The organism is Streptomyces pimonensis, assembly GCF_041380215.1.
GTDB classification, from domain to species: domain Bacteria; phylum Actinomycetota; class Actinomycetes; order Streptomycetales; family Streptomycetaceae; genus Streptomyces; species Streptomyces pimonensis.
On the sequence record NZ_JAHWZY010000001.1, the window covers coordinates 196,353 to 219,561 of the forward strand.

The 23,209-nt window shown below is 73.0% G+C and carries 21 protein-coding genes and 1 riboswitch; of the genes, 7 read left to right on the forward strand and 14 right to left on the reverse strand.

Going from position 1 to position 23,209, the window contains the following annotated elements:
* Positions 1–400: 400 nt before the first annotated feature.
* The 5 genes from KYY02_RS00955 to KYY02_RS00975 all read right to left on the reverse strand — a co-directional run bounded on the left by KYY02_RS00955 (position 401) and on the right by KYY02_RS00975 (position 6,307).
* Positions 401–1,567 (reverse strand): glycoside hydrolase family 26 protein, encoded by a 1,167-nt coding sequence (locus tag KYY02_RS00955; RefSeq protein ID WP_371235449.1) that lies wholly within the window; start codon positions 1,565–1,567, stop codon positions 401–403.
* Positions 1,564–2,064 carry a hypothetical protein gene (locus KYY02_RS00960; RefSeq protein WP_371235450.1) on the reverse strand — a complete coding sequence of 167 codons (501 nt, stop codon included), beginning with the start codon at positions 2,062–2,064 and terminating at the stop codon, positions 1,564–1,566. Before KYY02_RS00960 ends, KYY02_RS00955 begins: the two co-directional genes overlap by 4 nt.
* A gap of 43 nt (positions 2,065–2,107) precedes the next feature.
* Positions 2,108–4,024, reverse strand: a complete 1,917-nt coding sequence (locus tag KYY02_RS00965; protein ID WP_371235451.1) for a hypothetical protein — start codon at positions 4,022–4,024, stop codon at positions 2,108–2,110.
* A gap of 205 nt (positions 4,025–4,229) precedes the next feature.
* Positions 4,230–5,027, reverse strand: a complete 798-nt coding sequence (locus tag KYY02_RS00970) for a polysaccharide deacetylase family protein (RefSeq protein ID WP_371235452.1) — start codon at positions 5,025–5,027, stop codon at positions 4,230–4,232.
* Positions 5,024–6,307, reverse strand: a complete 1,284-nt coding sequence (locus KYY02_RS00975; protein ID WP_371235453.1) for a glycosyltransferase — start codon at positions 6,305–6,307, stop codon at positions 5,024–5,026. Before KYY02_RS00975 ends, KYY02_RS00970 begins: the two co-directional genes overlap by 4 nt.
* A gap of 421 nt (positions 6,308–6,728) precedes the next feature.
* On the opposite strand from KYY02_RS00975, the gene KYY02_RS00980 reads away from it, so the two are divergent.
* Positions 6,729–7,601, forward strand: a complete 873-nt coding sequence (locus KYY02_RS00980; RefSeq protein WP_371235454.1) for an HAD family hydrolase — start codon at positions 6,729–6,731, stop codon at positions 7,599–7,601.
* Here the strand turns inward: KYY02_RS00980 and KYY02_RS00985 are convergent.
* A complete protein-coding gene (locus tag KYY02_RS00985; RefSeq protein WP_371235455.1) occupies positions 7,565–8,032 on the reverse strand; it encodes a transglycosylase SLT domain-containing protein in 468 nt (155 codons plus the stop codon). The genes KYY02_RS00980 and KYY02_RS00985 overlap by 37 nt on opposite strands.
* Positions 8,033–8,035: 3 nt before the next feature.
* A riboswitch (cyclic di-AMP (ydaO/yuaA leader) is annotated at positions 8,036–8,203 on the reverse strand.
* Between the two features lie 573 nt (positions 8,204–8,776).
* On the opposite strand from KYY02_RS00985, the gene KYY02_RS00990 reads away from it, so the two are divergent.
* From KYY02_RS00990 to KYY02_RS01005, 4 genes are all read left to right on the forward strand, one after another.
* A complete protein-coding gene (locus KYY02_RS00990; RefSeq protein WP_371235456.1) occupies positions 8,777–9,787 on the forward strand; it encodes a polyprenyl synthetase family protein in 1,011 nt (336 codons plus the stop codon).
* 244 nt (positions 9,788–10,031) lie between these two features.
* Positions 10,032–11,252: a LolA family protein gene (locus KYY02_RS00995; RefSeq protein WP_371235457.1), complete on the forward strand. Its 1,221-nt coding sequence runs from the start codon at positions 10,032–10,034 to the stop codon at positions 11,250–11,252.
* A gap of 41 nt (positions 11,253–11,293) precedes the next feature.
* Complete coding sequence (locus tag KYY02_RS01000; protein ID WP_371235458.1) at positions 11,294–12,277, forward strand: ABC transporter ATP-binding protein; 984 nt, start codon at positions 11,294–11,296, stop codon at positions 12,275–12,277.
* Positions 12,264–13,133, forward strand: coding sequence for an ABC transporter permease (locus KYY02_RS01005; protein WP_371235459.1), 870 nt, complete (start codon positions 12,264–12,266; stop codon positions 13,131–13,133). Before KYY02_RS01000 ends, KYY02_RS01005 begins: the two co-directional genes overlap by 14 nt.
* A 136-nt stretch (positions 13,134–13,269) precedes the next feature.
* Here KYY02_RS01005 and KYY02_RS01010 read toward each other — a convergent pair whose 3' ends face one another.
* The 3 genes from KYY02_RS01010 to KYY02_RS01020 all read right to left on the reverse strand — a co-directional run bounded on the left by KYY02_RS01010 (position 13,270) and on the right by KYY02_RS01020 (position 15,657).
* Positions 13,270–13,854: a flavodoxin family protein gene (locus tag KYY02_RS01010; protein WP_371235460.1), complete on the reverse strand. Its 585-nt coding sequence runs from the start codon at positions 13,852–13,854 to the stop codon at positions 13,270–13,272.
* 124 nt (positions 13,855–13,978) lie between these two features.
* Complete coding sequence (locus KYY02_RS01015) at positions 13,979–15,139, reverse strand: amidase (RefSeq protein ID WP_371235461.1); 1,161 nt, start codon at positions 15,137–15,139, stop codon at positions 13,979–13,981.
* A gap of 23 nt (positions 15,140–15,162) precedes the next feature.
* Positions 15,163–15,657, reverse strand: coding sequence for a DUF6668 family protein (locus tag KYY02_RS01020; protein ID WP_371235462.1), 495 nt, complete (start codon positions 15,655–15,657; stop codon positions 15,163–15,165).
* A 158-nt stretch (positions 15,658–15,815) separates the two neighbouring features.
* Here KYY02_RS01020 and KYY02_RS01025 point away from each other — a divergent pair, with 158 nt between their 5' ends.
* Positions 15,816–16,997 (forward strand): tetratricopeptide repeat protein, encoded by a 1,182-nt coding sequence (locus KYY02_RS01025; RefSeq protein ID WP_371235463.1) that lies wholly within the window; start codon positions 15,816–15,818, stop codon positions 16,995–16,997.
* Between the two features lie 37 nt (positions 16,998–17,034).
* Here the strand turns inward: KYY02_RS01025 and KYY02_RS01030 are convergent, their stop codons facing one another.
* The 3 genes from KYY02_RS01030 to KYY02_RS01040 form a co-directional block, all read right to left on the reverse strand.
* Positions 17,035–17,508 carry a VOC family protein gene (locus tag KYY02_RS01030; protein ID WP_371235464.1) on the reverse strand — a complete coding sequence of 158 codons (474 nt, stop codon included), beginning with the start codon at positions 17,506–17,508 and terminating at the stop codon, positions 17,035–17,037.
* Between the two features lie 39 nt (positions 17,509–17,547).
* Positions 17,548–18,582, reverse strand: a complete 1,035-nt coding sequence (gene rarD, locus KYY02_RS01035) for an EamA family transporter RarD (protein ID WP_371235465.1) — start codon at positions 18,580–18,582, stop codon at positions 17,548–17,550.
* 162 nt (positions 18,583–18,744) lie between these two features.
* The gene (locus tag KYY02_RS01040; RefSeq protein WP_371235466.1) at positions 18,745–19,599 is read right to left on the reverse strand and encodes an SDR family oxidoreductase; all 855 of its coding nucleotides are present in this window, start codon (positions 19,597–19,599) and stop codon (positions 18,745–18,747) included.
* 99 nt (positions 19,600–19,698) lie between these two features.
* On the opposite strand from KYY02_RS01040, the gene KYY02_RS01045 reads away from it, so the two are divergent.
* The gene (locus KYY02_RS01045; protein WP_371235467.1) at positions 19,699–20,079 is read left to right on the forward strand and encodes a winged helix-turn-helix transcriptional regulator; all 381 of its coding nucleotides are present in this window, start codon (positions 19,699–19,701) and stop codon (positions 20,077–20,079) included.
* 33 nt (positions 20,080–20,112) lie between these two features.
* On the opposite strand, the gene KYY02_RS01050 is transcribed toward KYY02_RS01045, so the two are convergent.
* Together KYY02_RS01050 and KYY02_RS01055 are read right to left on the reverse strand one after the other, a co-directional pair.
* Positions 20,113–21,171 carry a 2-oxoacid:ferredoxin oxidoreductase subunit beta gene (locus tag KYY02_RS01050; RefSeq protein ID WP_371235468.1) on the reverse strand — a complete coding sequence of 353 codons (1,059 nt, stop codon included), beginning with the start codon at positions 21,169–21,171 and terminating at the stop codon, positions 20,113–20,115.
* Positions 21,164–23,092, reverse strand: a complete 1,929-nt coding sequence (locus KYY02_RS01055; protein ID WP_371235469.1) for a 2-oxoacid:acceptor oxidoreductase subunit alpha — start codon at positions 23,090–23,092, stop codon at positions 21,164–21,166. Before KYY02_RS01055 ends, KYY02_RS01050 begins: the two co-directional genes overlap by 8 nt.
* Between the last annotated feature and the right edge of the window lie 117 nt (positions 23,093–23,209).

Below are 23,209 nucleotides of genomic sequence, written 5' to 3' on the forward strand. Positions count from 1 at the left end.
ACCGGCCGTCCCGGCTGCGGACGGGAGGCCCTCCGGGCGCGCACGGTGGCGTTCGTCGTGCGGCCGCCGGCCTCGGACGGGCAGGAGGGGGACGGCCCCGGCGGCGAGGAGCGGGCGCCCGGCGAGGAGGACGACGTCCGGGAGGAGCCGTCGGAGGCGCGGGGAGGGGGACGACGTCCGGGAGGAGTCGTCGGAGGCGCGGGGAGGGGGAGCCGGACCGGGGCGAGGACCCGGCGGGGATCGGGCCGCCGGGCCACGTCGGGCAGTCCGGCGACGAGGTGCCGGACGGTGAGGTGTTGGACGGCGGCGGAGAACAGCCCTCCGAGCCCGTCCGGCCCGCGCTCCGCGGCGGACGGAACGGCCCGTCCGGCCGCTGAGCGGCCCGGGAGCCGGGCACTGCTCAACGGGACGGCACGGGCTGCTGGAAGTACTCGTCCCTCCCCGCCTTCCGGTACCCCTCGAGCCCCGGGCCGTCGTCGACGGTCAGATCGCACTCGGGCTTCTCGGAGGTCGGCCGGTTCCAGTGCACCAGGGCCTTCACCTCCGGGAGCTCCCTCACGGCGCCGGGGATCCCGGTGTACCAGTCGCGCTGGCGCCCCGGGTCGTCGGCGTCGGGAGCGGTGGCGAACTCCGCGAGCATCACCGGTTTGTCGTCGGTGACGTTCGCGCGCAGCCATTCGTAACTGGGCTGCTGGCTGCGCAGGAAGTCCTTCCAGTCGGTGGTGTCGTGGCAGGCGTAGTAGTTGTACTGGTCCATCGCGATCCAGTCGACGTACTCGTCCCCGGGGTAGAGGGCCTTCATCTCCTTCCCGCTGCCGAGGTAGCCGGAGACGGTCCACACCCACACGACGTTGTCGGCCCCCAGTTCACGGAACCGGTCGTGGAGGTGGCGGTACGCGGCGACGAACTCCGCCGGGGTGCCGGCGCCCTCCTCGATGCGGGCGTCGGTCTCCTGGTCGAAGGAGAAGAAGACGCGTTTGCCGTAGGCCCTGAGGCGCCGGATCTGCGGATCGATGATCTCCTCGTCGTACTTCCCCGAGGCGATGTTCCTCCAGCCGAGCTGGGTCTCCGTCCAGTTCTCGTGGTGCGGTTCGGTCCAGACGGTGGACTCCCAGGCCAGCATGAGCAGCCGGTCCCTGCCGAGTTCCTGCTCGTCGGGGGTGAGCAGCTGCCCGTCGAGCTCGGTGCCCGACATGTCGTGGTAGTTGTAGACGAGGTCGAGCCTGCGGCCGATCCTCTTCTCGAAACCGAGCACGGCGTCCTTGAGCGATCCGTTCTCCGCGTACGGCACGTACGCTCCCCACCAGGCGCCGCAGGGCGGGACCAGTGTGTCGCTGGGGGCGCAGGGGCCGGTGGGCAGTGCGCCGGAGGCCGCGTCGCCGGGCAGGCCCCGGCCGGAGGGGTCCGCCTCGTCGGGACGGCAGGCCCAGAACCCGAGCCCGGTCAGCAGCGCGACGACCGTCACCAGGACGACCGCCGTGTAACCGCGCCTCGAGCGTCCCGTGTCCCCCGGCGCGCGCCACCTGGACCGCTCGCGCTCCCCGCGCAGCCGGTGCGGCCCCGTCATGCGCCACCGCCGTCCGCGGGCCCGCGCCCGGCGCGCTCCACCGCGCCGCGCCGGGCGGCGGGCAGCGGCAGCCCCGGCAGGGCCGCGACGACCGTGGTGAAGACGGCGAGCGAGACGAGGAAGGAGGTAGTCGAGAAGCTCTCCACCAGGAACAGTGAGGTGGCGGTGAGCACACCGAGCGAGAGGCTGATCGGCGCGGCGAGCGCGACGGCCTCCAGCCGGGCGCCGGTGGCCGGCCCGCCCGGCTGCGGGTACAGCGCAGCACAGCCCGGACCGAACAGGGTGAAGAGCAGCACCGGTGTCCAGCGCAGGGGCGAGGGACCGGACACGGCGGTGGCGGCCAGCGCGAGCCAGCCCGAGGCACCGATGAGGACTCTGAGGTGCGTCCCGGTGACCCGGATGCCTCCGGGGGCACCGGCCGCACCGGTTCCGGTGACGCCCGCGGAACCCGTGGGGGCCGCGGAACCGGCGGAGTTCGAGGAGTCGGTGCCGCTCATGGGCTGACCTGACGGAACGGGTTGTCCTTCAACGTCACTTCGATCACCTTGGGGTCGATCCTCGGGCGGCCGGACGGTACTCCAGGACGACGCCGTAGGAATGGCTTTCGACGGTCCAAAAGAGCGGGGAGGCGGAGAGCTTCGTGCGCAGCGTCTCGAAGCCGCCGGCGGGCAGCAGGCCCTCGCCGGCGGTGTAGACGTCCTGGGTGCGGGTGAGGACGACGTACGTCCTGGTGTCCGGCGGGATCCCGTCGGCGAGGTAACGGGCCGGGTCCTCCAGCATCCTCCCGTTCTCGGGCAGCTCCTGCTCGGCGAAGAACCAGTGCTCGAGGCGGTCGTACCGGTGCAGTGCCCGCGGGAAGGAGCCGCTGGTGGAGAGGATCAGCGAGCCGTCGGGGGCGTTGTCGAGGGTCCGGGTGACCAGCGCGGTCTCCTCGGGCGGCGTGTAGTACATCCTCTCCTTGCCGTAGTACGAGGGCAGGAAGCCGGCCTGCAGCACCAGCAGGACGGCCGGCAGGGCGACGGCCGCGGCTTTGCGCCGCAGCGCCTTCGCCCGGCCGGAGCGGGTGCCCGCGGCGGGCACGAGCGCGGCGGCGGCGAAGAACGCCGCACCCGGAAGGCCGAACAGGTAGACGCGGAAGAGCATTTCGCCGCCGTAGTCGTTGACGGCGAAGAGCGGAACCGGGGCGGCGGAGACCAGCAGCAGCGGCAGCGCGCTGCGGACCAGCCGGCGCCGCAGCACGAGGGCGGCCCCGGCGAGCGCGGCGACCGCGAGCACCATCAGCACGCCCGCGGTCCCGGCGAGTTCGGGCCCCGGGCCGGTGAGCTGTCCCGCGTATCCCGCGCGGGAGTTCTGCGTCAGTTCGCCGATCGACTCCTTGAGGGTGGACAGCGTCTCGACGAACAGCGGCCGCCCCATGGTGAGGTCCCAGGCGAGCATCAGCAGCACGGTGACGGCCAGCAGCCCGTGATTGCGGTAGCGGCGCGTGAGGGTGAGCGCGAACAGGCAGATGCAGAGCATCACCGGGGTGAGCTGGTGCGTGGCGTTGACGGCGGCGATCAGCGGGGCGAGGACCACCACGCAGACCGCGCGCTGCCGGGTCCCCGTGGGCGGCGGCACGCAGGCGGCGGTCGGGTCGAGGGTGGTACGGTCGCGCAGCCGCCCGGCGGACCCGGGGCGCACGAAGTGCCGCAGCACCACCGCGACGACCGTCAGGTGCAGCAGGTACGCGAGCCCTTGGGGGGCGAAGTAGTCCTGGCCCACCCAGTTGGCGAGCTGAAAGACCCACACGGCGGTCCACACCAGCCGCCAGTCCTGGCAGAAGGTGCGGTAGATCAGGACGAGCACCGGCATCATCAGCAGGCCGAGGACGACCGGCGCCCAGTTGGCGTACGCGGCGGCGCTCTCCACGCCGAAGGCGCGCACCAGACCGGAGTTCAGCGTGAAGAAGCCCGGCCACTGGTCGTACGCGGACATGTTGCCCGACAGCTCGGCACCCGGCCGCAGTTCACCGTTGGCGAGCAGGGTGTCGACGACGGCGTCGTGCTTGGAGGCCCACGGGTAGCGGACGGCGTCGTACAGCATCGCCGGCGGAGCCTTGAGCGCGAACAGCAGTGCGGCGCAGTGCGCGGCCGGCCACCAGGGCGCGGTGCCCGCGCGCCGCAGGCTGAGGACGAAGCCGGCGGTGAGGACCAGCAGCGACAGGTGGTAGGTGGCCGGAAGGCGGTCCAGCAGCCCGTAGTCGCCCATCTCCCGGAAGCCGATGCGGGGGAGGGCGTGGAACCACAGTCCGGCGGCGAGCAGCAGCGTCAGCAGCCCCGCGTCGGGCGGACCGCTCGGGACCGGCCAGGGTCTGCGGCCGCCGCCGGAGTTCCCTCCCGGCTCCTTCGGGCCGGCGGCCGGCTCGGGGCCGGGCAGCGCGCCGCTCCGCGTGGTCGGTACGGGCACATGGTGTTGCACGCCGAGACTCCCTCCCCCGCGACGAGTATAGGAATTACCTCTGTTTTTCACATCAAAAACGTCGAACTCGTCATGAAGCCGAGGAAACGAGGGAAACTACGGAAGCGGGAGAAGTGGGGGAGGAAGGAAAGCCGAGGGAAGCGGCAGCTGCCCGGTACCTCCCGCACGCCCCGGCCCGCCCCGGCCCGACCCCGGCCTGTCCCCGTCAACCGGCGAAGGCGGGACGGCCGCGCAGGACGGTGCGGGCCCGGCGGTACCACCGCCAGCCGACGGTCCTCGGCCCGTCCCGGTACGGGGCGATCCGCGCGCCACCGCCCGCCAGCCACGCCTCGACGTCGGCGACGGTGTGACCGCGGCGGACGATCAGGCGGGCGATGCGGTAGCGCTCGTCCCGCTCCGAGCTGAGCGCGTGCCGCACGGCGGTCGCCGTCTCGTAGCCGGCGCGGGAGGCCATGGCGCGCACCCGGGGGCTGCTGTAGCCGTGCGGATAGGCGAGGTGGGGGACGGAATGGCCGAGGGCGTCCTCCAGCACGGCCCTGGAGTCCAGGAGTTCGGCGCGCAGCCGTCCGGTGGTCAGCGTGTCGAGCGGGGCGTGGGTGACCGTGTGGCTGCCGATCTCCATGCCGGACCGTTCCAGCTCCGCCACCCGGTCCAGGCTCATCATCGGGGCGGGCGGCAGCAGACTGCGGCCGCCCGGGGTGATGGCGCCGGTGGTGAGGTACGCGGTCGCGGGCAGCGCGCGCTCGGCCAGGGCGTCGGCGGTGGGCCCGGGCAGGTCGGCGAAGCCGTCGTCGAAGGTGAGCAGCACCGGCCGGGGCGGCAGGGGGGCCCGGCCGGTGAGGTGGTCGGCGAGGGCGCTGATGGTGACGGGCGTGCGGCCGCTGTCCACGACGGCGTCGAGGTGAGCCGCGAACTCCTTGGGCGTGACGGTGAACTCGGCGATCCAGTCCGGCGGATCGTCCGTCACGGCGTGGTAGAGGAAGACGGGTACGACCGTGTTCATCCCGTCCCCCGCCCCGTGGCGTTCCCCGGTGCCCGCCGTGCCCGCAGGTATCCGAGCGGCCCGTACAGCATCCCCCTGCGCTGCAGCCGCGACAGGCGGCGTGGCCAGGGGTGGGTGCGGGCGTCGTGCCCGCCCGGCGGACCGCCGCCGTCCGTGTCGCGCGCCCCGGTCAGCGTGCGGGCGTGCGCGAGGCCGCGCGGCAGCCGGGCGAGGAACGCCGGCAGCAGTGCGGGCCGGTTGACCAGGATCGCGGTGAGGTAGGCGGTGAGGCCGGCGCCGTAGCCGTACGCCTGGGTCTCGAGGTCGGCCCAGGTCTCCCGGTGGTGGTGCCACACCAGCGCGTACGGCGTGTAGTGCAGCCGGTGCCCCTGGGCGAGGACACGGACGAAGCCGTACAGGTCGTCGCCGCCCCGGGCGGGTGTCCCGGCGCCGGTGGCCGGGTCGAAGCCGCCGACGGCACGCAGCACCTCCGTGCGGAAGGCCATGTTCGCGCCGGAGCCGAAGCGGCCCGCGGCGAAGGGGAACAGCGGCTCGTCGCGGGGCGGGTCGCCGGGGTCGTACGTCGTCGGCGTGAAGCCCTTCGCGAAGCCGCCGTGGCTCTCCAGCAGGACCTGGGCCGGGGTGCGCAGCCGGGCGGGCAGGATCAGGCCGGTGGTGCAGCCGAGCCGGGGGTCGGCGGCGAACGGCGCGGTCAGCTCGGTGAGCCAGCGGGCATCGGCGACCACGTCGTCGTCGGTGAACGCGATCACCTCGCCCCGCGCCACCGCCAGCCCCCTGTTGTGCGCGACGGCGAGTCCGGGAGCCGGCTCGCACACGTACCGCACCCGCTCGCCGTACTTGCGCTCCACCAGTTCGCGGGTCCCGTCGGTCATCGGCGCGTTGTCGACGACGACGATCTCGAACCGCGGATGTTCCTGTGCGAGCAGCGAGTCCAGCGCCCGGGCGAGCTGTCCGGCCCGCTCCCGGGTGGCCACGACGACCGAGGCGTACGGCGGCTCCCCGCCGCCCCCCGCCTCCACGGCCACCCCCGTCACCCCGGCGGCCGCCTCCGTCAGCACCGCCCGTGGGTCCGCGCCCTCCGGCACCCGTGCCAGCAGGGTCCCCACCGGGCGGCCGGCCCATCTGACCAGCAGGAACACCTCGCCGTGGGTCACCGGAGGGCTGCCCGGGCCGGGTCTCACCACGGCCTCGCCACCGCCCAGGTCCAGTTCGGCGACCTGCACCGCGCCGATGGCCAGGAACCGCCGTATCTCCTCCTGCGTACGCGTTCTCCGGGACACCTGTCCTCCCCCCTCCCCACGACCGGCGCAGCCGTGCCGCACCCTTCGGGGTCCGTGCCGCCGACGCCACCGGGCGCGGACGGGTGCGGACGAAGCCGTGCGCGCGGCGCACGGGCCCGCGGTTCAGCCGGTGCGGTGCGGCGCCCCGCTCCCGCCCCCCTAGCCGAGCTCCTCGGGTCCCAGCACGCCCATGCGTCCACCGCTCACCCGACCCCCCGATCAAGTCCCCCGGACCCCTGGAAGGTACCGCCGGGGGCCGGGCGGACGGTAGAGAGCGGACCATGTTCTTGCCAAACGGGGAAAGAGTCCTGAACCGGTCCTTACCCGGCGCCGAGGGAAGGCGGAAGAAGGGAACCGGACCGAAAGCGAGCGCAAACGGGCAGGGTGAATCGGACCGCCGGGCTGTCCGTATTCTCTGATCATGGCCGCACCCACCGCGTACTCACTCATCGCCACCGACCTGGACGGGACGCTGCTGCGCGGCGACGACACCCTCTCCGACCGGTCCCTCGCCGCGCTCGCGCGGGTGGAGCGGGCGGGTGCCCGGCATCTCGTGGTGACGGGGCGCCCGGCCCCCAGGGTGCGGTCGCTCCTGGACGCCCTCGGCTGCACGGGGCTCGCGGTGTGCGGACAGGGCGCTCAGGTGTACGACGCCGGCGCGGGTCGGCTGCTGTGGTCCGTGACACTGGACCGGGAACTGGCGGAGACCGCGCTCGGCAAGATCGAGGCCGAGGTGGGGGAGGTGCACGCCGCGGTCGACCAGGACGGGGCCGACGGGCTGACGCTGATCGAGCCCGGCTACCTGATGCCGCACCCGACCCTGCCCGCGGTGCGGGTCGAGCGGCGCGGGGAGCTGTGGGACCGGCCGATCAGCAAGGTGCTGCTGCGCCACCCCGACCTGTCCGACGACGCCCTGGCGGCGGCGGCCCGGTCGGTGGTCGGCTCGCTGGCCACGGTCACCATGTCGGGGCCGGGCACCGTGGAGCTCCAGCCGTGCGGGGTGACCAAGGCGACCGGGCTGGCGCTGGCCGCCGAGCACCTGGGGCTGGGCCCGGAGCGGACGATCGCCTTCGGCGACATGCCGAACGACATCCCCATGTTCGGCTGGGCGGCCCACGGCGTCGCCATGGCGAACGCGCATCCCGAGCTGAAGGCGGTGGCGGACGAGGTCACCACGTCGAACGAGGACGACGGCGTGGCCGTCGTCCTCGAGCGACTGTTCGGCGGGGCGATGACGCTCGCCCGTCAGCGGGTGGCTCAGTACGGGCCGAAGACGTTGTCGATGGAGCCGTAGCGGTCGGCCGCGTAGTTGCAGGCCGCCGTGATGTTCGCGACCGGGTCGAACGGGTCGAAGGCGGTGCCGGGCACGTGGTAGGCCGCGAAGGTCGGGTCGATGACCTGCAGCAGGCCCTTCGACGGGGTGCCGGCGGCGGCGTTGGAGTCCCAGTTGTTGACGGCGTACGGGTTGCCGGAGGACTCGCGCATGATGTTGCGGTGGATGGCGTCGTAGCTGCCCGGAATGCCGTGCTGCGCCATGACGTCCAGCGACTCGCGGATCCAGCCGTCGAGGTTGTCCGGGTACGCCGTCACGGAGGCGGCGGTCGTCGTCGGCTCGGTGGTGGCGGCGGCGCCGGTCGCGCCGAACAGCGGCAGTGCGACCACGGCGACGCCGGTGACGGCGAGGGAGCGGGCGAGGCGGCGGCGGTGCCGAACGGAAGCAGGCATGTCTGGGTTCCTCTCCTACGCCTGCGAGGTGAGCTGTCGGGTTCGGGCGGGAGAGTGCCCGGCCGTGCCCCTGCGGACATGGCTTCACCCCTAGCCGTTCCGGTACGTGTCCGGCCCGGCGGCCTACCTGGGTCCCCCGCTCCTGCCGTCCTGAGTGGTCGTCGTCGGTTGATGCGGGCGGCGGCAGGATCAGGCGTCCACCCGGCAGGCCCGGAACGTATGCGAGAGCACATGCCGGAAACAAGCGCGGTCCTCGTGCAGGTCCCCCTTTGATCTTGTAAAGGGCGTTTTGTGACGCTTGATCCTTCGCGAGTGCCAAGGGTCAACTCGACCCCCTGCAAAGGAGGGTGACGAGTGACGGGCCGCGGTGGGGGCGCCGGGACGCGCGTGACCCACTTCACGGGGGACTGTCGGCGGGCGCATTCTTCCCCAAAAGGAATTGAGTTGACACTTGCGGCAAGTCGGACACCGGGGCGGGCGGGGTGGTTCGCGTGGCGGGGCGCGACCCGGCGAGCGGGTCGGAGGCCGGTCCGGGGCGGAGTGGTGCATCCGGGATAGTCAGGAAATGTCCGCTGTTATCGAATGACCCAAAGCGCTCCGCTCCTGACCTCGTACCGCCCCGCCCCTGACGCCGGGCGCTGACGGTGATCGAAACATGACCGGATACGCTGACTTGAGTGATGGCAGCGACCTATCGACATTCCGTGTAATCGCCAGTGGACACCAGCAGACAGGAGACCCCTCGTGACCGTCGTCGGGCCGTTCGGGCTGAGCGTGCGGGACCAGGCTCTGGAAGCCGATGTCCAGGCCGGGATGACGGCTGTCGAGGAAGGGCTGATCGAGGCCACCAAGAGTGAGGTCCCCTTCATCGCCCGGGCCGCCCAGCACCTGGTGCGGGCCGGCGGCAAGCGGTTCCGCCCGCTGCTCGTGATGCTCGCCGCCCAGTTCGGCGACCCCCATGCGCCCGGTGTCGTGCCCTCGGCCGTGGTGGTGGAGCTCACCCACCTGGCCACGCTGTACCACGACGACGTGATGGACGAGGCCGAGGTGCGGCGCGGGGTCGACAGCGCGAACGCCCGCTGGGGCAACTCCGTCGCGGTCCTCACCGGCGACTTCCTTTTCGCGCGGGCCTCGCACATCCTGGCCGACCTCGGGCCGGAGGCCGTACGGGTGCAGGCCGAGGCGTTCGAGCGGCTGGTCACCGGGCAGATCCTGGAGACCGCGGGGCCGCAGGACGGCCGCGACCCGGTCGACCACTACCTCGACGTGCTCGGCGGCAAGACCGGCTCGCTGGTCGCCGTCGCCTGCCGGTTCGGCGCGATGATGTCCGGCGCCGACGAGACGGTGGTGGACGTGCTGACCCAGTACGGCGAGCGGCTCGGCGTCGCCTTCCAGCTCGCCGACGACGTCCTGGACATCGCCTCCGACTCCCACGAGTCCGGCAAGACCCCCGGCACCGACCTGCGCGAGGGCATCGCCACGCTGCCCGTGCTGCGGCTGCGCGAACGGGCGGACCGGCTGCGGCTGGCCGAGGACCTCGCCCTGTGCGAGCTGCTGGACTCCGACCTCACCGACGACGCCCGGCACGCGGAGGCGCTGCGGCTGCTGCGCGCCCACCCCGCGCTGGAGCAGGCCCGCCGGGACACCGTGCGCTACGCCGAGGAGGCGCGCGCCGCGCTGGCCCCGCTGCGGGAGTGCGAGGCGAAGGCGGCACTCGTGCAGCTGTGCGACGCGGTGGTGCACCGCGCGGGCTGAGCCGGCCGACGGCGCGAACTCCTCCGTGACCCCTACTGGTCGGGGGAGGAAACCACCTCCCGTGTCATACCGGAGCAGTACACGGAGTTGAGCCCGGGGTCTGACGTATCCGCCTGCCGGATTTGGTCGGATGGACCACGACGGACAACACCACTTCTCACCGGTTCGGGTGAGAATGGCGGCTCAGGGTGAGACTGGTGCGAGGACACGAGACGGAAGCCGCCGCCGACCACGGAGGGCACACATGGCACCGTACGAATCCGAGAACACGACAGCCGCGGAGGAGCTCGACGAGCCGCGCACGAGGCGGCACAGGGCCGCGCGGTACGTCGTCCCGGTCACGGTGATGGGGGTGGCGGCCGCGACCATCGGGCTCGTCCCCGCGATCGCCGACTCCGGCGACCCCGACCTGCCGGAGATCACCGCCGCGCGACTCATCGAGAAGATCGCGCAGTCGGACGTCGAGCAGCTGTCCGGCACCGTGAAGATCACCACGGATCTCGGGCTGCCGGACCTCGGCGGCCTGGAGAGCGGCTTCGCGTCCGGCGCGATGGAGCAGGGCGGTGACGACGGCTCCTCGGCCGACCCGTCCGCCAAGCTCGCCGAACTGGCGTCCGGCACGCACACGCTGCGGGTCGCGACCGACGGCCCCGACCGGCAGAAGGTGTCGCTCCTCGAGGACGCCGCCGAGTACAGCCTGATCCACAACGGCAAGGACGTCTGGGGCTACGACAGCAAGTCCAACGAGGTCTACCACGGCACCGTCGACGAGTCCGGCGAGGCGCGGGAGCAGCAGCCCCCGGCCACCCCGAAGGACTTCGCCGAGGAGGCGCTGAGGTCGGTCGACGACACCACGTCCGTGACCGTCGACGGCACCGCGCAGGTGGCGGGCCGGGACGCGTACAGGCTGGTCGTCAAGCCCAAGCAGTCCGGCTCCACGGTCGGCGCGATCAGCATCGCGGTCGACCACGAGACCGGGATGCCGCTGAAGTTCACGCTCACCCCGTCCAGCGGCGGCGCGGCCGTCGTGGACGCCGGCTTCACCAAGGTGAGCTTCGACCGGCCGGCCGCGTCGACCTTCGAGTTCACCCCGCCCGAGGGCGCCGAGGTGACCGAGGACGGCGTACTGGACAAGGGCGGGGAGCACGCCGAGAGGCCCAAGGGCGCCCCGAAGTCCGAGGAGGACCTGGCCAAGGGCCTCGACGGGCTGAAGATGCTCGGCGAGGGCTGGAACTCGGTCGCCGCCTTCGACACCGGCAGCGAGGGAGGTCTGCCCACCGGCGAGGCCGGCGGTGACCTCGGCGGCTTCCTCGGTTCGCTCGGCGACCAGGTCGAGGGCGAGTTCGGCACCGGCACGGTGTTCAGCACCCGCCTGGTGAACGCCCTGATCACCGAGGACGGCAAGGTCTACGTGGGTACCGTCACCAAGGACGCGCTCGTGAAGGCGGCCGACGCGGGGAAGTGAGGTCCCGAAACCTCACGACACGACAGGGAACGAGGGAGCCGATGGGCGAGGCGTCCGCCACGGAGCCGGAGCGGCGCGACAGGGAGGCCACGGGCGACGGAGCCATCGCCACCCGCGCGCTCACCAAGCGCTACCGCGGCGGACAGCTCGCCGTCGACGGTCTGCACCTGACCGTCCCGGAGGGCAGCGTCTTCGGCTTCCTCGGCCCCAACGGCTCCGGCAAGACCACCACCATCCGCATGCTGATGGGTCTGATCGAACCGACCTCCGGCACGGCGCACGTCCTGGGGCGCCCCATGCCGCGCTCCGCGCGCGCCGTGCTGCCCCACGTCGGCGCCCTCATCGAGGGTCCGGCCCTGTACGGCTTCCTCTCCGGCCGTGACAACCTCCTGCGCCACGACGCCGCCGACCCCACCGCCGATCCGCGTACCCGGCGCGCCCGCGTCGCCGCCGCACTGGGCCGGGTGGGCCTCACGGCCGCCGCCGGCAAGAAGGCGAAGGCGTACTCCCTCGGCATGAAGCAGCGCCTGGGCCTGGCGTCCGCCCTGCTCCAGCCGCGCCGGCTGCTCGTCCTGGACGAGCCGACCAACGGCCTCGACCCGCAGGGCATGCGGGAGATCCGCACGCTGGTCCGCGAGTTGGCCTCGGAGGGCACCACCGTCTTCCTCTCCTCGCACCTGCTGGACGAGATCGAGCAGGTGTGCACGCACGCCGCCGTGATGGCCCGGGGGCGGCTGATCGCCCAGGGCCCGGTCGCCGATCTGGCCGCGGGCGCCCGGGGCCGGCTGGCGGTGACCACACCGGACCCGGCGGACGCGGCCCGGGTGCTCAAGGAGCAGGGGGCCGCCGATGTCGTCGTGGACGGGGAGCGGGTGACCGGCGAGGTGCCCGGGCGCGACCTCGCCGAGGTGAACGCGGCACTGGTTATTGCCGGTGTCCGGGTGCGCGGCTTCGGGGTGGAACGGGCCTCGCTCGAGGACGCCTTCGTGGCGCTGACCGGGGAGGGCTTCGATGTCGCGGGCTGAGGCGGTGCGGAAGGCGAGCCCGCTGTGGACCCTCGGACTGCTGCGCAGCGAGCTGCTCACCACCTTCCGGCGCTGGCGCACCCTCGCCCTGCTCGGGGTGCTGGCCGCCGTACCGGTCCTGGTCGGCATCGCCGTACGGATCGAGACGGGCGACGGCTCGTCGGCCGGCGGCGGGGGCGGCGGAGGACCGGCGTTCATCTCGCAGATCACCAACAACGGCCTGTTCCTGGTCTTCACCGCGCTCGCCGCCACCCTGCCGTTCTTCCTGCCCATGGCGATCGGGGTCGTCGCGGGTGACACCATCGCAGGCGAGGCGAGTTCGGGAACCCTGCGCTACCTCCTGGCCGCCCCCGCCGGCCGCAGCCGTCTGCTGCTCACCAAGTACGCGACGGTCATGGTCTTCTGCCTGGTCGCCACGCTCGTGGTCGCCGCCTCGGCGCTGATCGTCGGTGCGCTGCTGTTCCCGCTGGGCGATCTCACGACCATCTCGGGCACCCGGATCAGCTTCTCCGAAGGGCTGGCCAGAGCCCTGCTGATCGCCCTGGTCGTCGCCCTGTCACTGATCGGAGTGGCGGCGCTCGGCCTGTTCGTCTCCACACTGACCAACAGCGGCATCGCGGCGATGGCGACCACGGTCGGACTGCTGATCACGGTGCAGATCCTCGACCAGATCCCCCAGCTGCACGCCCTGCACCCCTACCTCTTCTCCCACTACTGGCTGTCCTTCGCCGACCTGATGCGCGAACCGGTCCACTGGGACGACCTGACCAGGAACCTCGGCCTCCAGGCCCTCTACGCGGCCGTCTTCGGCTCGGCGGCCTGGGCGCGGTTCACGACGAAGGACATCACCTCCTAGGAAACCCGGTGGCCCGGGCCGACCGGGCGTGCGACCGTACCGCCCATGGGCGACTCAGTGGCCCGGAAGCCCGCCGCGCACATCGGCAACGAGGTCCCCCCGGGCGAGGCGCGGCTCGGCCGGCGGGGGCGGGCGGTCAGCCGGCCTCGTGGGGGAAGCGGGCGAGCGGCGCGTCCTGCGCGAAGAACGCCTTGGCCCGTGCCAGCGCCTCCGTGTCCTTCAGCACGTCGCCCGGCTTGCTGCCGTTGCCGAGCAGGACTCCGCCGAAGCGCATCCCCAGGTACGCGGCCGAGTTGTTCAGTGTGTCGACCAGCGGGTCGGCGACCTCCGGCTCCTCGTGGGCGAGCGCGGTGACGCCCCAGAGGGTGCGCCCGGCCATGGCCGCCTTGAAGTCGAGGCCGGGGGTGCGCAGCCAGCCCGACCAGTAGTCCAGGTAGCGCTTGGTCTGCGCGGACACCGAGTACCAGTACAGGGGCGAGGCGATCACCACGTCCGTCGCCGCCAGGGTGGCGTCCAGCAGCAGGGCCACGTTGCCCTCGGTGGGGCGGATGTGGTCGCTGTCGTGGCGCAGGTCCTCGAAGTCGGGAACGGGGCGAGCGGTGAGGTCGATCCACTGCTGCTCCACGTCCGGGGGCAGCTGTTCGGCGGCCCGGCGGGCCAGCAGCTCGGTGTTGCCGTCAGGGCGGGCGCTGCCCAGGACGAAGAGAAATCGACGGGTCATGGTCATCCCCAGATGCTCGACACACTCAATTATTAGCATCTGCATCATATGCATGTGCAAGTAAATCGCCAAGAGTTTTCAGGCACAAGCCCCGCAGGCACAAGCCCCGCAGACACAAAGCCCCTCAGGCGCGGGGCCCTCGGACGACGGCCCCGCGTCGCTCCGCCTCCCGTGCCACGGCGAGCAGGACCTCCTCCTGCCCGCGCGCCGCCACCAGCTGGAGCCCGGCCGGACAGCCGTCGGTGCCGAACCCGGCCGGGAGGCTCAGGGCAGGGTGACCGCTGACGTTGAACGCCCAGGTGAGCGCGGTCGAGTAGACGTCGCCAGGGCCATCGTGGCCGTGCGGCGCGGTGGGCGCGGTGGGGGTGAGCAGCAGGCCGGTGCGGGCGAAGAGGGCGTCCAGGCGCCGGTCGTTCACCGCTCGGACGCGGTGGGCGTCGGCGGGGTCGGCTCCGGGGGTGCGCAGGGCGAGCCAGGCCGGGGCGGGGTCGACGAGCAGGGGCTGTGGCCACACCGGGGGCCGTGTCAGCCGTACGACCCCGGCGTCGACGAGCCGGTCGACCGACGCCCGGGCCAGGGCGACGGGTCCGGGGGCCGGGGCGGCGAAGCCGAGGTCGGGGGACCAGATGGCGGTGACGGGGAAGGACGGAGCGGCAACGGCCTCGCCGGTCCGCCCCGACACCACCCTCCACCAGGCCGTCGCGTCCGCGGCCGTGCGGGTGAGGACCCCGGGCGACGCGAGGCCCGTACGGTCGGGCGAGGGGAGGCGGCCGCCCGTGACCTTCAGTCCGACGACCCCGCACCACGCCGCCGGGATCCGCACCGAGCCCGCGCCGTCGCTTCCCGTCGCCAGGGGCACCAGCCCGGCCGCCACCGCCACGGCCGCCCCGGCCGAGGAGCCGCCCGGCGTACGGTCCGCCCGCCACGGGTTGACGGTACGGCCGTGCGCCCCGAGCCCCCACGTCTGCCAGGACGTCCCCGGGCCGGGCACCGAGGTGGCGCCCACCGCCACGCAGCCGGCCTCCAGCAGCGGGCCCGCCGCACGCAGTCCGCGCCGGCCCTTGACCGCGACCGGCACCCCGGCCAGTGGCAGCGGCTCCCCGGCGGCGACCCGCGCGTCCACCTCGCCCGCCCGCCGCAGCGCCTCCCCGCCCCACACCTCGGCGAACGCGCACAGCACCGGGTCCGTCCGCTCGATCCGCGCCAGCGCCTCCGCGGCCACGTCCACGGCCCGCAGCCGCCGCCCGCGCACGGCGGACGCGATCCCCTCGACCGCGGCGGACACAGGAGGGCCGCACTCCCGGCTGCTCAGCGCATCCCGCCCGTCAGGCGGACCAGCGGCTCCGTCCCGCGGGGCGGCCGCCCGGACAGGTCGCCCAGGCGCCACGCGTCCACCCAGGGCACGCGGTACACGTCGGTCACCGACTCGACGAACCGGATCCGGTGGGCGAGGGGACGCGGCAGCCGTCCCGGCGCGTCCGCCACCAGGACCACGGCCGCCAGGTCGGTCCCCCGCGGCGCCCCGCCGCGCCGGACCGCGTCCACCGCCGGGGCCACGGCGTCCAGGCCGGCCGCGTGGGTCCGGGCGACGAGCAGCACCGACGGCGGACCGGCGGGGCCGGGCCAGGCACGTCCGCCGTCATGACCGCCGTAGACCGCGGCGAGCGTGGAGACGCCCGCGCCGCCGTGCAGGCCGACCCAGGAGAAGCGGCGGGCGGTCGCCCGCGCGTGGGCGGGCTCCGGCGGGGCCGTCTCCGGTACCGCCACCGGCCCTCTGATCCAGATCTCCGGTCCCTGTCCCATGCCTCCATCCTGCTCGCCACCTCGGTCTCCATGCCGCCGGGCGGACGGGGAACCGCCGCGGACGGCCCTTGGGACGAGCCTGTGACAGCGTGGTGACGTGAGAAACGCGGGCGAGCGGACACACTCGACGGCAGGTGTACGACCCGGATGAGGGAACGATGTCTCGACTCAGCCGCGAGAAGAAGCGGGAACAGCAGCAGGCCGCACATGCGGCGAACCTTGCGGCAGCGCCGATCGACGTCCGTGTCCCCGTGGGCGGGGCGGGCGCGGGCGGGGCGTCGGTCGGCGGGGTGACGGTGATCGCCGGGCCCGGCGAGGAGATCCAGCAGGCGGTGCTGGACCGCCTCCACCGCATCGCCGTCGCCTCCGGTCACGCCGTCCTCGCCACCGTGCACGATGAACGCATCGGCTGCGTCGTCCCGCTCCGGGTCGACCCGGACGGCTCCAGCCACTTCACGGCACAGCCGGTCCTGACGGCGCCGGCGCGGGATTCCGGCACGGACCGGCCGACGCACCTTCCGTGTCCCGCGTCCGAGCCGGCGCCGGAAGGGACGTCCGGACCGGCTCCCGTACGGGACGCCACCCCCACCTTCGAGCTGCGCCCCCTGCCCGCGCCAAAGGCTCCCCGGGACGCCGCACCGGCGTTCGAACCGCGGGCCCTCCCCGGGGCGGCGGAGGCCGTGCCGCCCGGTACGGTCGCGCCCCCGACGGGCGTGTTCGGCCCGCCCCCGACCATGGACGCGGGACCGCTTCCCGACCGGCTCCGGGCACCCGAGGCCGCACCGGTCCCCGAGTCCCTGCCCGACCCCGAGCCCACCCCGCCCCGCGGGTTCGACGCCGTGGCGGAGGCGGTGCTCGGTGACGAGCCCCCCGTCGCAGGCGGGAGCCACCTCGCCGGACCCATGGCCCGGATCAACCACGCCGTCCGGGAGGGCAGGATCGACGAGGCGGCCCGGCTGGCCGAGGAGACCGTCGCGGAGGCCTCGGAAACCCTGGGGCCGGAGCACCCCGAGGTGCTGCGGCTGCGCGGACTCGCCGCGTACATCGCCTACCTGGCCGGTGAGCCGCTGCGCGCCTTCCGGATCTCCCTCGACCTCGCCGTGCTCTGCCGCCGCGCGGGGGACGCGGAGGCCGCCTACGGCAACGTCCGCAGCGCGGCGACCGCATGGCGCGCGGTGCGCGACCCGCTGCTCGGACTGGAGCTGGGGCACGAGCTGATCGCCCTGTGGACCGAGCTCACCGCCGAGGACGGGCCCGCCGCCGACGAGATCGAGGAACTGGAGTCCGCCCGCGCCCGCATGGGCCGGCTGACCGGACGCGCCCGCGCCCAGCAGTCCTGAGGAGCCCTTGCCGCAGGGGAGGACCAGGCGAAGCCCCCTAATGCAGGCAGAACTCGTTGCCCTCCGGATCCGTCAGGAGGAGCCATCCCCCGGAAGGCTCCTCCACCCGCCGCAGCACGCGTGCGCCGAGCCCCTCCAGCCGGGCGAGCTCCTCCTCACGGCGGCCCGCGCCGGGATGCAGGTCGAGGTGGAGCCGGTTCTTGACCGTCTTCTCCTCCGGTACGCGCTGGAACAGCAGTCGCCGTCCACGGCCGGTGCCGCTCTCCTCCTCGTACGGGTCGTCGGGGTGCCGTACCGCCGCCAGGTCGCGCCACGCCCGGCGGCCGTGGGACTCGACGGTCAGCTCGTCCGGGACGGCGCCCGCACCCAGCAGTCTCCTGATGAGCGCGCTGTTGTCCTCGACCACGTACCGGAGGGCGGCGGCCCAGAAGTCGGCCTGCGCGTGCGGGTCGGCCGCGTCGATGACGATCTTCCAGTGCACGGGGGCGGCCGGTGTCGGCGTCTGTGTCATACGACCAGTTATAGGGCCCCGCTCCGACAACGCCCGGCCCTACGGCCTGGCCTCCAGCCGGTCCGCCTCGGCCACGGCGGCCACGGCGGCCACGCTCCCGGTGTCCGGGGTCGGAGCCGCGCCCGCCGTGCCCGCCGGCACACCGGTCCCGGCCACGCCGGTGCCCCCGGCGAGCGCGCGGGCGGCCCGGCGGGCGGTGCGCAGCACGTTCCAGGTGAGGAGGGCGAGCGCCAGCCACACCAGGGCGAAACCGGCCCAGCGCTCGGGCGGCATGGCCTCCTTGAAGTAGAGGATTCCGATCAGGAACTGGAAGACCGGCGCCAGGTACTGCAGCAGTCCCAGCGTGGACAGCGGCACGCGGATCGCGGCGGCGCCGAAGCAGACCAGGGGGAGTGCCGTGACGATTCCGGTCGCGGCGAGCAGCGCGGCGTGCCCCGCCCCTTCGGCGGCGAACGTGGAATCGCCCCGGGCGCCCAGCCACAGCAGGTAGCCGAGCGCGGGAAGGAACTGGACCGCGGTCTCGGCGGCCAGCGACTCGACGCCGCCGAGGTTGACCTTCTTCTTCACCAGCCCGTACGTGGCGAAGGAGAAGGCGAGGCAGAGCGAGATCCACGGCGGCCGGCCGTAACCGACGGTGAGGACGAGCACCGCCGCGGCGCCCACCCCGACCGCCGCCCACTGGACGGGCCGCAGGCGTTCCTTCAGCAGCAGCACGCCCATCGCGATCGTGACCAGCGGGTTGATGAAGTAACCGAGGGAGGCCTCGACGACATGCCCGGAGTTCACGGACCAGATGTAGACGCCCCAGTTGACGGTGATGACCGCCGCGGCGACCGTGATCAGCGCCAGCTTGCGCGGCTGCCGCAGCAGCTCGCCGAGCCAGGCCCAGCGGCGTACGAGGAGCAGGGCGGCGGCCACGAAGACCAGGGACCAGACCATCCGATGGGCCAGGATCTCCACCGCCCCGGCGGGTTTGAGCAGGGGCCAGAACAGCGGGACGAGCCCCCACATCCCGTACGCCGCGAAGCCGTTCAGCAGTCCTGTGCGCCGCTCTGCGGCCGACTTCCCGGTCACGGGCCCCTCCTTCGTGTCCGACGCGTGCCCTGTCTCCCGCGACGCCCGCGCACGCGCGCGGTGTTCGCCGGACGACGGTAACGCCGGACACCCCCGCGTGTCATGTCCGTACCGGAATACGGTCATGACGGGCGGGGGTGGCGGGTTCGGCGGCCTCCCCGGTCAGCCCTTGAGCGCGGCGGCGACGGCCTCGGCGAGCGGGGTGGTCGGGCGGTCGGCCAACCGGGACAGGTCGCCGCTGTCGACGACCAGCTCCCCCTTCTCGATCGAGGCGTCCACGCCCGCCAGTACGGCGGCCATCGGCTCGGGCACCCCGGCACCGGCCAGGATGCCGGTGAGCGCCTCGGGCGTGACCGGGTGGTAGGCGATTTCCTCACCGGTCTGCCGGCTCAGCTCGGCCGCGTACTCGGCGAAGCTCCACGCCTCGTCGCCGCCCAGCTCGTACGTCCTGTTCTCGTGTCCCTCGCCGGTCAGCACGGCGACGGCGGCGGCCGCGTAGTCGGCCCGCGAGGCGGAGGAGACCCGGCCCCCGCCGGCGGCGGCGACGACCGCGGAGTGCTCCAGCACCGGGGCGAGGTTCTCGGTGTAGTTCTCGTGGTACCAGCCGTTGCGCAGCAGCACGTACGGCACGCCCGAGCCCAGCAGCGCCTCCTCGGTGCCGCGGTGGTCGTCGGCGAGCGCGGCGGTCAGGGTGCCGGGGGCGCTGGTGTACGCGAGCAGGGCGACCCTCGCGGCCTTCGCGGCGTCGATGACGACCCGGTGCTGGCCCACCCGGCCCTTGTCGAACTCGTTGCCGGAGATCAGCAGGACCCTGTCGCCGGCCGCGAACAGGCCGTCGAAGGTCTCGGGGGCGTTGTAGTCGGCGACCGCGACCCGCACCCCGCGCCCGGCGAAGTCGGCCGCCTTCTCCTTGCTGCGGACGACGGCGGTGATCTGTCCGGCCGGGACCTTCTCCAGCAGCTGTTCCACGACGTGACGGCCGAGGTGTCCGGTGGCGCCGGTGACGACGATGCTCATGGTGTGCAACTCCGGTGGGGGTGCGTGTGCGGGTGTGTCACCCACCCTAGGAGTTACGCTAACTAATGGAAAGTACCCACTTTGGAGTAAGGTACTGGCATGGCGGTAAGTGACGGTGGCCGGCGGAGCGAAGCAGAGGCGGTGTGCCCGCACCGGCTGGTCCTGGAACACGTGACCAGCCGCTGGGGCGTCCTGGTGCTGATCCAGCTGCTGGAGCGCCCGTACCGCTTCAGCGAACTGCGCCGGGCGATCGGCAGGGTCAGCGAGAAGATGCTCACCCAGACCCTCCAGACGCTGGAGCGCGACGGCCTGGTCCACCGCGACGCCAAGCCGGTCATCCCGCCCCGCGTCGACTACTCCCTGACCGGCCTGGGCCGCGAGGCGGCCGAGCAGGTGCGCGACCTGGCCCTGTGGACCGACAGGCGCATGGCCGAGGTCCTCGCCGCCCGGCAGGCGTACGACGAGGCCCGGGCGCCGTAGGGCGCCCGGGCCTCGTCGCGACCGCCGGGGGACTCAGCCGGCGACGGTCCAGGTGTCGCCGCCGGTGAGCAGCGCGGCGAGGTCGCCCTTGCCCTGCTGCTCGACGGCGGTGTCGAGCTGGTCGGCCATGAGGGTGTCGTAGACGGGCCGGTCGACGGAGCGGAAGACCCCGATGGGGGTGTGGTGCAGGGTGTTCGGGTCGGCGAGCCGGGAGAGCGCGAAGGCCGTGGTCGGGGACGTGGCGTGGGCGTCGTGGACCAGGACGTCGGCCTCGTTGTGCGCCGTCACCGTGACGACCTTCGGGTCACCGGTGGCCGGGTCCCGCACGACGCCCTTCGCGTTGTCGGTGCCGAAGCGGATCGGCTGCCCGTGTTCCAGGCGGATCACCGCGTCCTCGGCCTGCTGCCGGTCCTTGAGGGCCTCGAAGGCGCCGTCGTTGAAGATGTTGCAGTTCTGGTAGATCTCCACCAGGGCGGTGCCGGGGTGGTCGGCGGCCTGGCGCAGCACCTCGGTGAGGTGCTTGCGGTCGGAGTCGACGGTGCGGGCCACGAAGGACGCCTCCGCGCCGATCGCCAGGGACACCGGATTGAACGGCGCGTCCAGTGATCCCATCGGCGTCGACTTGGTGATCTTGCCGATCTCGGAGGTGGGGGAGTACTGCCCCTTGGTCAGGCCGTAGATGCGGTTGTTGAACAGCAGGATCTTGAGGTTGACGTTGCGGCGCAGGGCGTGGATGAGGTGGTTGCCGCCGATGGAGAGCGCGTCGCCGTCGCCGGTGACGACCCAGACGGACAGGTCGCGGCGGGAGGTGGCCAGGCCGGTGGCGATGGCGGGGGCGCGGCCGTGGATGGAGTGCATCCCGTAGGTGTTCATGTAGTACGGGAAGCGGGAGGAGCAGCCGATGCCGGAGACGAAGACGATGTTCTCCTTCGCCAGGCCGAGCTGGGGCATGAAGCCCTGCACGGCGGCGAGGACGGCGTAGTCGCCGCAACCGGGGCACCAGCGCACTTCCTGGTCGGACTTGAAGTCCTTCGTCGACTGCCGGCCCCCGGCCCTGGGCACCAGCTGGAGAAGGGCGTTGGCGTCAGTCATCGATGGCCTCCTTCAGCGCGGCGGCGAGTTGCTCCGCCTTGAACGGCATGCCGTTGACCTGGTTGTGGGAGCGGGCGTCCACCAGGTACCTCGCCCGGACGAGGGTGGCGAGCTGCCCCAGGTTCATCTCCGGGACCACCACCTTGTCGTACCTTTCGAGCACCGTGCCGAGGTTGCGCGGGAAGGGGTTGAGATGGCGCAGGTGCGCCTGCGCGATCGACTCCCCGGCTGCGCGCAGCCGCCGTACCGCCGCCGTGATCGGCCCGTAGGTCGACCCCCAGCCCAGTACCAGGGTCCGCGCCCCGTCCGGGTCGTCGACCTCGACGTCGGGGACGTCGATGCCGTCGATCTTCGCCTGCCGGGTACGGACCATGAAGTCGTGGTTGGCCGGGTCGTAGGAGATGTGGCCCGTGCCGTCCTGCTTCTCGATGCCGCCGATGCGGTGCTCCAGATGAGGGGTGCCGGGGACGGCCCAGGGACGGGCCAGGGTGTGCGGGTCCCGCTTGTAGGGCCAGAACACCTCGGTGCCGTCGTCCAGGACGTGGTTCGGCCCCTGCGCGAACCGCACGGTCAGGTCCGGCAGCTCCTGGAGGTCCGGGACGCGCCAGGGCTCGCTGCCGTTGGCGAGGTAGCCGTCGGAGAGCAGGAACACCGGCGTGCGGTAGGCGAGGGCGATGCGGGCCGCCTCCAGGGCGGCGTCGAAGCAGTCGGCCGGGGTGCGGGGCGCGACCACCGGGACCGGCGCCTCGCCGTTGCGGCCGTACATCGCCTGCAGCAGGTCCGCCTGCTCGGTCTTGGTCGGCAGCCCGGTGGAGGGACCGCCGCGCTGGATGTCCACGATCAGCAGCGGCAGCTCCAGCGAGACGGCGAGCCCGATGGTCTCGGACTTCAGCGCCACACCCGGCCCGGAGGTGGTGGTGACCGCGAGCGAACCGCCGAAGGCCGCACCCAGCGCCGCGCCGATGCCGGCGATCTCGTCCTCGGCCTGGAAGGTCCGCACGCCGAAGTTCTTGTGCCGGCTCAGCTCGTGCAGGATGTCCGAGGCCGGGGTGATCGGGTAGGAGCCGAGGTAGAGCGGCAGCCCCGCCTGGCGGGAGGCGGTGATCAGTCCGTAGGACAGGGCCAGGTTGCCGGAGATGTTGCGGTACACACCCGGCGGGAAGGCGGTGGCGGCGGGGGCGACCTCGTAGGAGACGGCGAAGTCCTCCGTCGTCTCGCCGAAGTTCCACCCCGCCCGGTAGGCCGCGATGTTGGCGGCGGCGATGCCGGGCTTCCCGGCGAACTTGGCCCGCAGGAACCTCTCCGTGCCCTCGGTGGGCCGGTGGTACATCCAGCTCAGCAGCCCGAGGGCGAACATGTTCTTGCTGCGCTCGGCCTCCTTGCGGGTGAGGCCGAACTCCCTGAGCGCCTCCACGGTCAGCGTGGTCAGCGGTACCGGGTGCAGGCTGTAGCCGTCCAGCGAGCCGTCCTCCAGCGGGCTGCTGTCGTAGCCGACCTTCTGCATCGCCCGCCTGGTGAACTCGTCCGTGTTGACGATGATCTCCGCCCCGCGCGGCAGATCGGCGATGTTGGCCTTCAGCGCGGCCGGGTTCATCGCCACCAGCACGTTCGGCGCGTCGCCGGGGGTGAGGATGTCGTGGTCGGCGAAGTGGAGCTGGAAGGACGACACACCGGGCAGGGTGCCGGCGGGCGCGCGGATCTCGGCCGGGAAGTTCGGCAACGTGGAGAGGTCGTTGCCGAACGACGCGGTCTCCGAGGTGAAACGGTCACCGGTGAGCTGCATACCGTCACCCGAGTCCCCCGCGAACCTGATGATCACCCGGTCGAGCCGACGGACGTCCTTCCTGCCCGCCACTGTGCGCTGCTCCCCTACGGCTGCTCCGTCGGCCTGTTCCGCTGTGCTGCTGACCTGACTGGTCACTGAACTGGACCTCCTCGAGGGCGGCTGTCCGGGACGGCCTTCCCGCAGGCCTTCCCCGCATAAACCCTACGTCCGTGAGGGGCGCCTTCTCCGGGTCATTCGCATGGTGGACACAAC